Source organism: Paenibacillus sp. AK121 (assembly GCF_019042715.1).
Classification (GTDB): Bacteria; Bacillota; Bacilli; order Paenibacillales; family Paenibacillaceae; genus Paenibacillus; species Paenibacillus polymyxa_C.
Map to the genome: position 1 here is coordinate 177,120 of NZ_JAHPJM010000004.1, position 13,498 is coordinate 190,617.

The following is a 13,498-nucleotide window of genomic DNA, read 5'->3' on the forward strand; positions in this document are numbered from 1 at the left end:
TGTTTAGGTTGAAACATCGCGTTTTACGAAAACCACCCAGGCAATTGCGATAAAAACCATATAATAAGCAGCCAGCACGGTGAGCGAAAAGGTTAGATCGGAAGTTACTGTACCCGGCGGCATATCTAGATATTTTTTCAGATCCATATGCGTAAAGAGTACGTATTGGGTCCATTCAAAACGATCTGTGCTGAACAAACCAATCGAGTTATACACTGTTTTGGTGAACATCATAAACAAAGACAAACCAATCGCCAAAGCGCTCGAACGAAACACCGCAGATAACATAAATGCAAAAGCCATGGTCACGAATAGGGCGATATAGCTATACAAAAAGTTCAGCGTTACGTAAGATACCGGATCACTGAACAGCGGAACAGAGCCCGCTGGTGCGTCCTTCGATAACATCAGCCAAGAGGACAGCGTAACCATCAAAACCAAAACGATCGTTCCGAGCAAGCTGAACAAAATCACCGATATATACTTGGACAACAGAATTTTGCTGCGAGTCCAAGGGCGAATGAGCAGTAGCTTAATCGTTCCCCATGTAAATTCACCAGCCACCGAATCAGCAGCTACAATGACCGTAAACGTCGTATTGAGGAAAAATGTAAATAACGTTGTCAATGCGATGCCATCCCACACACTGACCTGATCGGAAACCAGAGAAATCAGCATCGGAATCACAGCGGTGATGACTGCCAGCAGCCCCAGCATGATCCATGTGCGCACACGCAAGTAGATTTTGAGATTTTCATTATGTACCAGCTTGAAGAAATCAGCCAATGGACCCGCCTCCCGTCACTTCCAAAAATTGATCTTCCAACGTACGGGCAACCGAGCTAATGGCGTACACCTTGACTCCATTTGCAGCCAGCAGACTGTTCATCTCTGCAATCTGTTCCCGCTCCAGGTGAAGCAGTAGTTGATTGCCTTCGACGCGCCCTGCTCCAGCAAGCGTATAAGCTTGCTCGGCATCATTGACTTCAAAAGCAATTTCCGCCGTCTGCACTTCTCCCTCTGTATTCTTCAACTGCTTGATATCGACCAACCGCCCGCTTTGAATAATGGCCACGCGGTCGCACATCAGCTCCATTTCGGACAACAAATGACTTGATACAAACACGGTAATTCCTTCCGTACGGGTTAATTGACGCAAATAATCCCGCAGTTCACGAATACCCTGCGGGTCCAAGCCATTGGTCGGCTCATCCAGCACGAGCAGCTTCGGACGATGCAAAATCGCCTGAGCTACTCCGAGTCGCTGTCGCATCCCGAGCGAGTAGGTTTTGACTTTATCGTGAATTCGGTTTCCGAGTCCCACCAGACGAATCGCTTCATCTATACGCTCTTGGGTCACCCCTGGAGACATGCGCGCAAAATGCTGCAAATTTTGATAGCCTGTCAAAAACTTGTACATCTCCGGGTTCTCAACAATCGCACCGACATGGGAAACAGCCTTTTCAAAATCGGTATTGATGCTGTCTCCGCAAATATGAATATCACCCTTGCTGATCGAAATCAGGCCAACCATCATACGAATGGTGGTCGTTTTTCCCGCACCGTTGGGTCCGAGAAAACCAAATACCTGTCCGGCCGGAACCTCCAGTGTCAGATTGTCCACGATCGCTTTTGAGGAAATGATTTTACTCACACCCTCCATACGTATGACGGGAACCTGCCCTGTCGCTTGCTGCATGCTATGAAACTCCTTCCATCCGGAGTGAAGCTGTCATCCATTTTACTGTACATTTCCGGTTTTGGAAGTATTGTACCATATTTATCCTTTCAGAAACACCTTTGGGAACACCATATCACGTCTGTTCCTTTTCCTTGTATATCCAAAGCACCCTCCACTCCTCATCTTCCTGCGTCACATAACAAGGCTGTACGATATCAAAATTACCGAATCGGGTCTTGTAATGCTGAGTGACCGTAATACGGTAAACCTTCCCTAAATCTTCCCCATTCGGATCGGTACGAATGTCATATTCTACCTGCGGCTCCCCCAGTTCAAACGTAAACGTATCCGTCCCCATATCCTGCATAAAAACGTGCGCACGCTGCTGTACATACGTGGACTTCTCGAATTTCTTCTTCATTTGTGAATGAAAAAGCTCCCAGGAGCCGCCAAAATTCCCCGATTGCTCCATCGTGTAGAACTCGTTCAGCGCTTCTACGGCTTGATCCCCTTCCCCCGTAGACATCACCCCACGCAGACCCATCCACAGCAGCCATAGCAATCCACATAGGATTGCAAAATACAGTAGCTTACGGACGAACGCCGAAGCCGCTCTCCTTCTAAGCAGCACATATGTCCCTCCCTCTGTTGGACTATACCGAATACTCTACAGATGTATGTAGGACAAGGTGAGTTTAGAAGAGAATAGCGGGTCCTCCCTATAGGACATTTGCCTGCATAAGGGATGTCTAAGGCGATGCAGAAGTGGTGACCAAATGTTTCTCCAGCACTCCATGGATACGTTGGCGTTCCTGCTCATCTACGATGTAATAATACACGCCGTTGATTTTGCTCCCATGTCCCTTCACCTCAACGGTATCCATCTGCTTAAGGGACGGGCCGATCCGGGTCAGAAAGGTCGTCATATCATCAAAGGTAATGTCTGTGCGAATCTGCTCCCCCGCTGCCTCCAGTAGCGGTTTTACTCGCAACAGCCCTTCCTTGCTGATGGACTGGGCAAGAATTTGCTTGAGCAGCTCTCGCTGGCGAGCATTTCTCCCGAGATCTCCACGCGGATCATCAAATCGCATACGGGCATAGGCCAATGCTTCTGCTCCGTTCAAGTTCAAATTCCCCTGCGCAAAATGATGCCCCTCATACTGAAAATCAAGTGGATTGTAGACCTCCACTCCCCCCACAAGATCCACCATTTTCGCAAACCCTTCCATATTCATTTGTACATAGTAATCTATCGGATGGTTCAAAAAATGCTCTACCGTACGGATCGACATATCCACGCCCCCAAAAGCAAACGCGTGATTGATTTTGTCCTCACGCCCTCTACCGATCAACTCTGTTCGTGTATCACGCGGAATGTTGAACATTAACATCGAACCCTTGGCGGGATTCACAGATAGAACGATCATCGTATCGGATCGTCCTGGATCGTGCGGTCGCCGATCTACACCCAGCACCAGCACGGTGAACGGCTTAAACTGAGAGATGGCTGCCGGATTGGGTGTACTTGTTCCAGTGTTTGTTCCTGCGGAGCGCCCTGCTCCGCCTGTCGCAAGGGTAGAGACCGCTCCGGGCTGCACGATGCTGCGCGGATGATACATCGCATCAGCCGCTGTTTTAAAGGAATGATACACATAGACGGTATAGGCAGCACCTCCTACAACCAATAACGCCACAGCCCCCAATGTCATCTTCAGCCATCGTTTCATAGTCAGCCTCCCTTTACGGATTCACTACAGAATGATGACGATCTATATCCAGATTGTTCATCTGTGGTCTGCCAACAGAATAGTATGCAAAGGCAGATTGTCTAATTTGTTCTTCCCTATACACATTGCGCCCGTCAATCATAATGGGATACTTCATCAGCTCATTCAGTTCACCCAGTCCGACCTCACCAAACTCCTCCCATTCCGTCAAAAGACACAATGCATCGCATCCTTCTGCTGCTTCCCGCGCGCTATCGGCCCACTTTATTTCCGGGCTGTCCAGCAATCGGCGGAAGTTAGCAGTAGCAATCGGGTCATATGCACGAATATGCGCCCCTGCCTCCAACAGCGACTGCATAATATCCAGCGCCGGGGCATCTCTTACATCATCTGTGTTCGGTTTGAATGCCAGCCCCCATATGCCAATCGTAGCTCCTTCCAGCTCACCCAGTGCCTCTTTCAGCTTGCGAATCACGTTAAAACGTTGTCCCTGATTCACCTCCACCACGGATTTCAGCAGCTTAAATTCATAGTCCACGTTGCCTGCAATTTGAATTAAAGCCTGTGTATCCTTGGGAAAACACGAACCACCATAACCGATGCCAGCAGACAAAAAGGAGGAACCGATCCGCTGATCCAGCCCCATACCGTGTGCCACGCGTGTAACGTCTGCACCCACCTTTTCACAAATATTTGCAATCTCATTAATAAACGAAATTTTGGTCGCCAAAAAAGCATTCGACGCGTACTTGATCATCTCGGCCGAATGGATATCCGTGGTTAAGATATTTGTGGTCAGCGGCTCATGCAGAGTAGTTAGTACTGCGGATACATGCGGATCGGAAGCTCCAATGACGATTCGATCTGGCTGTAGGGTATCCATGACCGCCGAGCCTTCTCGTAAAAATTCAGGAACCGAAGCAACACCAAAAGGATAGTTCGTGCGACTAGCAATCCAATTTTGAATACGCTCGTTCGTTCCGACAGGAACCGTGCTTTTGGTAACAATGATCTTGTAGCCATTCATGGCATCTGCCACCTCGCACGCTGCTTCTTCAATATAGGACAAGTTGGCTTCACCACTCGGCAATGAAGGTGTACCTACCGCCAAAATAACAATATCAGCTGCCTGCACCGAAGCTATGGTATCTGTTGTAAAGCTCAACCGTCCCTGCTCCACATTATCTTTAATTAGAGCCTTTAAGCCTGGTTCATAAATCGGTACCCCGCCGGCACGCAACTGCCGAATTTTATCTTCATTCTGATCGATACAGACGACGGTATTGCCAAGCGCGGCAAAACAGACCCCTGACACCAGTCCGACATACCCGGCACCTATTACACATAGCTTCAAAGCAATTCCCCCTTTTTACATGCTGTCTTATTTCACTGTACTTTTGCCCCGCTTTACTTCTCTATGCCTCTCCCTGTATGCCGATTATGATAGAGCGTGAGCCTTTTATTATGTCGATAGGATTTGAGAAAACGATAGATATACATTGGATTGTTATAGGCATACCTCTTCCACAAACGCTTTGGCTCACAGATCAGACGGTACAGCCATTCCAGTCCCAATCTTTGTATCATTAGCGGTGGCCTGCGAACCTTGCCTGTAATATAGTCAAAGGCAGCCCCTACTCCAATCATCACGCCTCGGATACGATCTTTGTTGCGATGCATCCAGACTTCCTGCTTGGGGCAGCCCAGACTGACGAATATGATATGCGCACCTGAGGCATTGATTTCCTCAATGATCCGCTTCTCCTCATCTGGCTGCAGTTCACGAAATGGCGGTGAAAAGCTGCCCGCGATACGAATTCCAGGGTAATCCTGTCCTATCCTGTCTTTTAAGCTATCCAGCGTATCCGGCGTACTGCCGTAAAAATATACGCTCACCTCCGTCTGTGGCGCACGTTCGCACAACTTGAGCATCAAACTGGGACCATCCACCCGATCCTGACGCTCAAACCCGTACAGCTTGAGCGCCCATACCAGTGGCATACCGTCTGGAGTACACAAATCAGCTTGAGTGAGCGCTTCGTGGAACTCGGGCTGATTCCCGGCCGTGACAATGGAATGGGTGTTGCAAATACATACATAGCTGTCCTTTCGTCCGACTGCCCATTGTTCCAGCGTATGTACCGTCTCCTGAAACGTCAGCGCTGCAACATCTGTGCTCGCAATCCTTCCGACTCTATACTGGGGCAGCTGCTTCATCATCGCATTCCTCCATAGCCTCGCTATATATCGCCAGCAGTTGCTTCACATTCACTTCTTCCGTATAGTGTGCAGCATAGTTTTGCGCCACCTTCTGTCTCATAGCTGCATAGTTCTCATAGGCTACTGCACGGCGAATCACGGTCTTTATATTTTCCAGATCATCATGTTGAAAATGGAAACCCGTCACCCCGTCCTCCACAACTTCCTCCAATGCGCCGATTCGGCTGCACAATACCGGCGTTCCCACGGAATAGGACTCTACAATCGTCATCGGAAAACCTTCATACCAAATAGAAGGCACCATCACATACATGGCCCGGCTCATGCAGTCCAGCACCGTGTCTCCATCTTGCTTGCCGAGAAACCGAATATCTTCCTGCTGATGAGCAGCCGCCAGTTCAGCCTTTTCTGGACCATCTCCAATGATGACCAGTCTCAATCCGCCCCGATCTTCCAGCTGTGACCAGGCTTGCAGTAGATTGCGAACCCCTTTTTCAGCTGAAATCCGCCCCACGAACAACAAATAACGATCATTGGGATCATACTTGGCTTTCACCGTTTGATGATGGACAAAATTCGGTTTTACTGCGATGCGGTCCAGCGGAATGCCGCTTTCGGCAAATTTGTCCCGTGCAAACTCCGTCAGCGCAATATAGCGACTTACCTTGTGCTGCCATGTGCCGATCAGCTCGTTGAACTTAATCATCGCCGCCACCGGAATCGTCTGCAGCTGCGAGCCTCGGTAACATCCATGACGGATGGAGTGCAACAGCGTGCCGTGCAGGCATTTTTCACAAACTTCATTCCCTCGCATAAAGGTTGCCGCCGGACAGATCAGCCTGTAATTATGCAGGGTCTGGACAACCGGAATCCTCAGCCGTTCACAGGCATGATAGACCGAAGGGGATATGACCGGGAAAAAATTGTGCACATGTACCACATCCGGTTTCACTCGCAAAAGCAGCTCTTTGATCCTTTTAAATTCTGGGAAGGACCAGGTTGCCTCTACCGCCAGCTTTGCCATGTTGGCCAATCCTTTGCTTTGAATGCTGTCGTTATGCACATAGTAATGCTCCGTCTCTATTCCTCTGGAACGCAGCATAGCCGATTCCTGCTCGACAACCTTGTCTTCTCCCCCACTTTGCTGATAAAAGTTATGGATGATCAGTACTTTGCTTATAGGCGGGGTCATTCGTCTGCTAACCTGTTGACTCACGTGGCCGCCCCACTTTCCTGTGTTGATTGCATAGCGTGATTGGAGCTCATGGGTTTGATCCGTTGCTGGCTTACGATTTCATCTGCAATCCGATCCCACGACATACGCTTGATCGTAAGAAATGCTTTCTCGGCTAGGCTTTGTCTAAGCTCAGCATCCTCCAGCAACGTGCCTATACGGCCAGCCCATTCCTCTTCCGAAAAGCTTCTCAGCATCACTCCGCTTACTCCGTCCTCAATCAAGGTAACCGAGCCACCGTTCACCGAAGAAATAATCGGGACGCGGAACAACATGCTTTCCAGCAGTACCATGCCAAAAATATCGTATTGGGTCGGAAACAGCATCACATCCGCTGCTCCGTAAATCTGCCACAGATGACGTTGCTCCACTCTTGGAAAATGTATAATGCTATCCGTCAACCCCAGTTGCTGGGCATATGCCCAATAACGATCCGTATCTATCTTCCGTCCATTCCCAACCATTAACAAAAGGCAGCCAGGATGCTTTTGGAGTACTCTTTTGAACGTACTCAGCATAAAACGTATATTTCTCCGTTCCTCCAGCACACCGACATACAGCAGCACCGGGCGATCTCCGATCCGACGCAGCTCATTCGCAACCTCACGGTTTTCCTCGCGCGCTCCACTGTTGTCGTCACTGTTGAATCCTCTCTCTACATTGCTGCGATCCAGTCCGACCCCAATCGTTATCACGTTGTCAAAGCCTTTATTCTCCAGATAGCGCTTGGCAAGATCGGATTTGACATAGGTTCGGCGTAGAGACTTTGTCACCTTAGGCAGCAGCATAACATCGTACAGTTTGCGGATCAGCGCATGCGTATTATCTCGGTATGGACCGTGATACAGCGCCAGCTTATCGGGACATTTACGGGAAAGCAGGTAGGTCATGATTTGGTTGTATTCTGTAGTAATGACCAGATCATAAGCTGCCAGAAAAGAATCTTTGAGAACATCTCTGTAGATGCTGTTGCTTAAGAACTTGAACCCGTGCAGCCAGATAATGCGCAAGGTGCAGCCTGCGTGGCGGTAGACCTGTTCCAGATGGGTCTCCTTACGATCATTGTAGTAAACAATATCGCAATCGTAGCCTTTACGGACGAGCGCTTTACCCAAGCCGACTTCCTGCAAATTGTATGAGGCTCCATTCACCTTGCTGGCAAAGTTGCGAAGATACAATATTTTTGGAATCATCATCAGTACTCCTGCCATTTCATATTGGGTGAGTTATGGCATGCGGGGTTTAGAGCCCGCTGCGTGGATGGATCATTCTTCCGATCGCTGTTACCCCCGGATTTCATCTGATTTATATACCCCTTTAAAGGTTAAAATCCGGGGATAAAGGCGAACGCTATCGCTTCTTCAGAACGATTCCATCCACTCCGCTGCTGAGCCCCGTTTCCATAAAGTCACCCATCTTAAAAAAGGGGATGCTGGGCATAAAGTGCCATCGCTGCGCGATATACGCGTGCGAATACATACAGGGCGTTGTTTCGTCAAACAACTTGTAAGCTTGGCACGTTATGGCACGCTCACAAGCAAGCATGGCTATACTACCGCTAAGCTGAGCAAGATGCTTTAACTAGGCTTGACTGTCGCTTGCCGTGAGTACTATTCACCAAGTTCTTTCGCCTTGAGAGAGAACTAAGCAGAGCATTAATTACACCGGTTGCATGCTCGGTGTGAAGTTCGCGGCGATAGGGCGCAGCTATCGCCAGGCGGCTCTTACCTCCCCCACCTTATAGGCAGGGAGAAATTCTTTTGGGCGGCGGTGAAACGTAGCGGAGGGTAAGGATTTGAATCTGAAGAAGCGTCAGCGTTCGCCTTTGACGTGGGATTCCGCCCTCTATAGGGCTTATTCAAACCAAGGAATCCCACGTCAACAGCGATCGGAAGATCAAACCCGTCCCGCAGCGGGCTTCCATCCACAATAGACGCTCCAAGATCAAGCCCTGCCCGAAGCGGTCTTCCCCCTCCAACTTGAATGTTCCCCCTGCCGCTGTCTTTCCTCCATCATCTGCATATTAAAATGGTCTGCCCCTTTAAGCTGGGCGGCTGCCATATCCGCTACCAAAGTCACGCTCGATTCCATCGGTACAAAGCGATATTTGTAGGCTGTAAGCCGATGATCCGTTTCGTGAAATAAAATGTCCTGGGCATAATTGCCCCATCGGTCCTTAGGCATCAAATCAATCGTCATACCTGCATGTGCAGAAGGCAGCAGCATATTGGAGCCGTGAATGCCAATGACTAATCGGCTGGCTGCGTACACCTCACATACCCGCATTTCACTATCCCGATCGAAGCGTGAGACGCGCTCGTCAGAAATCCATGCCGGGAAGCTTCCCGTGCGTCCAAGTCCCGCAACTGTAAAACGATGATCAGGAAAGCTTTCTCTCAGTCTGCGGAACAGTCCAATGATTTTGCTGCGTTGGTGATAAATTAGCGGTTTCAGGCCACGTTTGAGCTGTGGGAATTTTTGCACCGCTCTGGCAATATGATAGCTACCGCTCCACAAACGGTCTTCCCTCCATACAAAGGTGATGCGTGGATCCGACTCAACTTCCTCGTCATAACGGGAGACCCCTGTAAATTGCTCAATTTCAAACTGGCTGGGATGTGAATATGCCGGGCTGACATACACCTCATCAAAACGTATCAATTCCTCAATCATCCGATGATGTAGCAGAGGATAAAAGTTTCGTGCCTTGCTGAACGGCACATCGACCGTCCAAATTTCAGACACATATGCCGGCACCATCCACTCCAGCGACTTTTGCACAATAACGATGATCCCCATTTCCGGTGATTGCTCGTATTCGCGCTGAACATTCAGCAGCTTAAGCAACGCATGACCATACAAATAATCTATGGTGTTGACAATGATCATACGCGAAGAAGCTTTCTTTTTATGCACGGTCATACCGACTGCTAAATCATAGGAAGGATTCATCAAGGATTGCCGCAAAGGCTCTCCGAGCCATTTTCTTGACTTCGCATCACCGGTCAGGATATAGTCAGGCATTTCTACACGATAAGGTGAATACGTCGCATGACCGACCCTCATATCCTCAAGATATTCACGTCCGCAACCCTCACACTTAGTACTGACACATACGTGGATTCCCTGCCACAGTACCTCTCCCCCACGTAACGTGTCTCCACAATGCGGGCACTGTTCCTCATGCCGAACAAATGGTTTAATCGGTATCATGATTGTTCTCTCCAACTTTCGGTACTGTAATATGAACATGCCAGAAGGTCAGGATTGACTTCATCATCCAACCCAAATTGGCTTTGACTTCCTTAAACAACAAATCCATTAGAAATACAGATATCGTAAAGGACAATATCGTCGCCACTAAGGACCCTCGAACCCCAAGCCATGGGATCAGCGCGTAATTGAAGGCGATATTCGTAACCGCACCTATTACCGAGGTCAGCAACGTGTATTTGAACAAATTTTCATTGGTGATAAACAAGCTTTTGGCGACACTAAAGTTGGTGAAAAATAGACGAATCGCAAACAATGACAACAGCGAGCCTGCTTCAGCAAACTCTCTCCCATACAGCACAACTACTACCCATTGGGATAGAAAAAATAAGGGGACTGATGTCACAAGAAAGCATATAAACATCAGCCGATACACGTTAGACAACGTCCGTCTGTATTCGTCGCTTCCTTTCTGCTTGGAACGCGTCACCACCGGGGCATAGGCTGTCGTTAGCACCACCGGGATAAAGCCCAGCACCTCGATGAGTCGGAGTGCAACGGAGTATTGCCCGACTGCTTCGTTTCCCAACAATTCACCGATAATGACCTGATCAATCCGTGCCTGTACATATACAGCGGAGGAGGACAAAATAAGCGGCCAGCTGTGATTCATGATTCGCCGAGCAGTTGTGAAGCGGAACGTCCACTTGTTCACACGCCGTCCTTCCTTATGGAAGAAATACAGCAGCAGCAGGCTTCCCAGCAGAAACTCTCCATGAGCACACAACGCCACTGCCCATATTGGAATACCGGACAACAATAGAATGATTTTGACGGTGGAACCGAGGACAAAGGCGGTATTCTTGGCAACAACCGTATATTTGGACAACATCTGTGCACGAAACCAGTAGTCGATAATATCAAACAACTGAAATACCGAGGCCGTAGCCAGAATCAGATTAATTAACCGTACTGAACTGTCTTCCGGTCTGAGCAGTGAAATAAAGGAATAGGACAGTACAATGGCTACCAAAGTACCTAACAACTTCAGCAGAACCGCCGTACCCAATAGCTCGTGCTCATCCTTAGGGTGTTTGACAAGATCGCGTACTAATATAGAATCAAAGCCAAGAGTCGTGAAAATCAGGAACATCCCGAAAAAGGATTCCGCATAATTCCATTTTCCCAGTTCCTCTGGTCCCAACACTCTCGCCATGATGATGCTAACCGCCAGCCCGAATACCATGCGAATCATTTTGTCACCGAACAGCCAGGATGTATTCACCAGCAAACTTCTGCGCGGTTTGGCACGTTTCTTGACTAATGTCATATGTTCTACTCCATCTTGAAAAATGACCTTAAGCATTGCTTTATGATCTGTTGAGCTGTCATACAGCTGAAATCATGTACAACGAAGAGACCCCCCGGCCAGGCGGGTGGCCTCTCCACCTCTTACACGACGACAGAAGCTTCGACTGCAGCCTGCCTTTTTACACGCTCCAAGTCTGCATCCACCATCATACGAACAAGCTGCTCGAAGCCGACTTCCAATCGCCAGCCCAGTTTTTCCTTCGCCTTGGCACAATCGCCAAGCAATAGATCTACCTCTGCCGGTCGAACAAATTGCGGATCAATCACGACGTAATCCTCGTAATTTAAACCTACATGAGAAAAAGCAATTTGCAGCAGTTCACGCACAGAATGCATTTCTCCCGTGGAAATCACGTAATCATCTGGTCGATCCTGCTGAAGCATCAGCCACATCGCCTTTACATAATCCCCTGCAAAACCCCAGTCTCGCAGGGAATCCAAATTCCCCATACGCAGCTCCTGCTGCAATCCCAGCTTGATACGAGCTACTGCATCCGACACTTTGCGTGTTACAAACTCCAACCCTCGGCGGGGCGATTCGTGATTGAACAATATACCGGAGCAAGCAAACATATCAAAGCTTTCGCGGTAGTTGACTGTAATCCAATGGCCGTACACCTTGGCGACACCATAAGGACTACGTGGGTAAAACGGGGTCATTTCTGTCTGCGGCGTCTCCAGTACCTTACCGAACATCTCGCTGCTTGAAGCCTGATAAAAGCGCGCCTCCGGCTTGGCAATTCGAACCGCCTCCAGCATATTGGTGACAGATAATGCTGTAATTTGCCCTGTAGCCAAGGGCTGCGGCCATGAGGCCGCTACAAAGGATTGAGCAGCCAAGTTGTAGACTTCATCCGGGTTGGACTGACGGACGGCTTCGATCAGCGAAGCCAGATCGGTCATATCACCAGAAAGCCAGTGAATGTCATTCTGGATATGCGCTACATTTTCAAAGTTCGGTGTGCTGGTTCGTCTGCGCACCCCGTACACCTCGTAATCCTTGGACAGCAGCAACTCAGCCAGATAAGACCCGTCTTGTCCGGTAATCCCAGTGATCAGCGCTTTTTTCATTCCAATTCCCCCACCGTTATTTATTGTTCAACCAGATCCAGACTTTGAAATGCCTGGTATACAGACCTTAATCCTTCTTCTAGTGAAATACGCGCCGACCAGCCCAGCCCGGAAATCCGAGATACATCTACCAACTTGCGCGGCGTTCCGTCAGGAACGGAAGTATTAAAAGTAATTTCGCCCTCATAGCCGACTACATTTTTGACTCGTTCAGCTAGCTCACGGATGGAAATATCCTCACCCACACCAATATTTACAATCTCATTTCCCTCATAGTTATTCATCAGGAATAGACAGGCATCAGCCAAATCATCCGAATGAAGAAATTCTCGCCGAGGCGTACCGGAGCCCCATACTTCTACAGTCGGAGATTGATTCAGCTTAGCCTCATGAAACTTGCGGATCAGCGCAGGTAGCACATGAGAGGTTTGGAGATCAAAATTGTCGCCCGGACCATATAAATTCGTAGGCATCACCGAAATAAAACGGGTTCCATACTGACGGTTGTAGGACTGACACATTGTGATCCCGGCAATTTTAGCAACCGCATAGGCCTCGTTGGTAGGCTCAAGCTCACCTGTAAGCAGATATTCTTCTCGCAACGGCTGCGGAGCAAATTTGGGATAGATACATGTAGAGCCTAGGAATAACAGCTTGCTTACATTCTTCCGGTATGTCGCATCAATCACATTTGTTTGTATAAGCAGATTGTCACGGATAAAATCAGCCGGATATTCGTTATTGGCCAAAATCCCGCCCACCTTGGCTGCTGCCAGAAATACATAATCCACGGGCTCTGTATCAAAAAAATGATCTACGGCCTCTTTATTGCGCAGATCCAGTTCACGGCTTGTGCGAGTAATAATATGACGATATCCCGCTTTCTGAAGCGCTCGGACAATAGCGGAACCTACCAGTCCATTGTGCCCTGCTACATAAATGTTGGAATGAAGCTCCATCCTTCTCTCCTACCCCTCTTTG

12 protein-coding genes are annotated in these 13,498 nt (G+C 48.8%); all 12 read right to left on the bottom strand.

Annotated features, from left to right (window positions below; all coding sequences use genetic code 11):
• Positions 1–3: 3 nt before the first annotated feature.
• Complete coding sequence (locus KSP24_RS09650) at positions 4–786, bottom strand: ABC transporter permease (protein WP_216975018.1); 783 nt, start codon at positions 784–786, stop codon at positions 4–6.
• On the bottom strand, positions 779–1,699 hold the full coding sequence (locus KSP24_RS09655) for an ABC transporter ATP-binding protein (protein ID WP_216975019.1): 921 nt from the start codon (positions 1,697–1,699) through the stop codon (positions 779–781). Before KSP24_RS09655 ends, KSP24_RS09650 begins: the two co-directional genes overlap by 8 nt.
• Before the next feature lie 115 nt (positions 1,700–1,814).
• The gene (locus KSP24_RS09660; protein ID WP_025678077.1) at positions 1,815–2,312 is read right to left on the bottom strand and encodes a hypothetical protein; all 498 of its coding nucleotides are present in this window, start codon (positions 2,310–2,312) and stop codon (positions 1,815–1,817) included.
• Between the two features lie 118 nt (positions 2,313–2,430).
• The gene (locus tag KSP24_RS09665) at positions 2,431–3,408 is read right to left on the bottom strand and encodes an LCP family glycopolymer transferase (RefSeq protein ID WP_216975020.1); all 978 of its coding nucleotides are present in this window, start codon (positions 3,406–3,408) and stop codon (positions 2,431–2,433) included.
• 13 nt (positions 3,409–3,421) lie between these two features.
• Positions 3,422–4,762 (bottom strand): UDP-glucose dehydrogenase family protein, encoded by a 1,341-nt coding sequence (locus tag KSP24_RS09670; RefSeq protein WP_216975021.1) that lies wholly within the window; start codon positions 4,760–4,762, stop codon positions 3,422–3,424.
• Between the two features lie 53 nt (positions 4,763–4,815).
• The gene (locus tag KSP24_RS09675; RefSeq protein WP_013369841.1) at positions 4,816–5,628 is read right to left on the bottom strand and encodes a WecB/TagA/CpsF family glycosyltransferase; all 813 of its coding nucleotides are present in this window, start codon (positions 5,626–5,628) and stop codon (positions 4,816–4,818) included.
• Positions 5,603–6,844, bottom strand: a complete 1,242-nt coding sequence (locus KSP24_RS09680) for a glycosyltransferase family 4 protein (protein ID WP_216975022.1) — start codon at positions 6,842–6,844, stop codon at positions 5,603–5,605. Before KSP24_RS09680 ends, KSP24_RS09675 begins: the two co-directional genes overlap by 26 nt.
• Positions 6,841–8,055, bottom strand: coding sequence for a glycosyltransferase family 4 protein (locus KSP24_RS09685; protein ID WP_216975023.1), 1,215 nt, complete (start codon positions 8,053–8,055; stop codon positions 6,841–6,843). The genes KSP24_RS09680 and KSP24_RS09685 overlap by 4 nt, the downstream gene beginning before the upstream one ends.
• A gap of 751 nt (positions 8,056–8,806) precedes the next feature.
• A complete protein-coding gene (locus KSP24_RS09690) occupies positions 8,807–10,075 on the bottom strand; it encodes a hypothetical protein (RefSeq protein WP_216975024.1) in 1,269 nt (422 codons plus the stop codon).
• Entirely contained in the window at positions 10,062–11,405 is a 1,344-nt protein-coding gene (locus KSP24_RS09695; RefSeq protein WP_013369837.1) for a flippase, read from the bottom strand. The genes KSP24_RS09690 and KSP24_RS09695 overlap by 14 nt, the downstream gene beginning before the upstream one ends.
• A 122-nt stretch (positions 11,406–11,527) precedes the next feature.
• A complete protein-coding gene (gene gmd / locus KSP24_RS09700) occupies positions 11,528–12,517 on the bottom strand; it encodes a GDP-mannose 4,6-dehydratase (protein WP_013369836.1) in 990 nt (329 codons plus the stop codon).
• A 20-nt stretch (positions 12,518–12,537) separates the two neighbouring features.
• Positions 12,538–13,476 (bottom strand): GDP-L-fucose synthase family protein, encoded by a 939-nt coding sequence (locus KSP24_RS09705; RefSeq protein ID WP_058710840.1) that lies wholly within the window; start codon positions 13,474–13,476, stop codon positions 12,538–12,540.
• Between the last annotated feature and the right edge of the window lie 22 nt (positions 13,477–13,498).

Bases quoted from the DNA above. Each gene is read 5' to 3' on its own strand.
- KSP24_RS09655 (WP_216975019.1), bottom strand. From the start codon at position 1,699: ATGCAGCAAGCGACAGGGCAGGTTCCCGTCATACGTATGGAGGGTGTG.
- KSP24_RS09665 (WP_216975020.1), bottom strand. From the start codon at position 3,408: ATGAAACGATGGCTGAAGATGACATTGGGGGCTGTGGCGTTATTGGTT.
- KSP24_RS09675 (WP_013369841.1), bottom strand. From the start codon at position 5,628: ATGATGAAGCAGCTGCCCCAGTATAGAGTCGGAAGGATTGCGAGCACA.
- KSP24_RS09685 (WP_216975023.1), bottom strand. From the start codon at position 8,055: ATGATTCCAAAAATATTGTATCTTCGCAACTTTGCCAGCAAGGTGAAT.
- KSP24_RS09690 (WP_216975024.1), bottom strand. From the start codon at position 10,075: ATGATACCGATTAAACCATTTGTTCGGCATGAGGAACAGTGCCCGCAT.
- KSP24_RS09695 (WP_013369837.1), bottom strand. From the start codon at position 11,405: ATGACATTAGTCAAGAAACGTGCCAAACCGCGCAGAAGTTTGCTGGTG.
- gmd (WP_013369836.1), bottom strand. From the start codon at position 12,517: ATGAAAAAAGCGCTGATCACTGGGATTACCGGACAAGACGGGTCTTAT.
- KSP24_RS09705 (WP_058710840.1), bottom strand. From the start codon at position 13,476: ATGGAGCTTCATTCCAACATTTATGTAGCAGGGCACAATGGACTGGTA.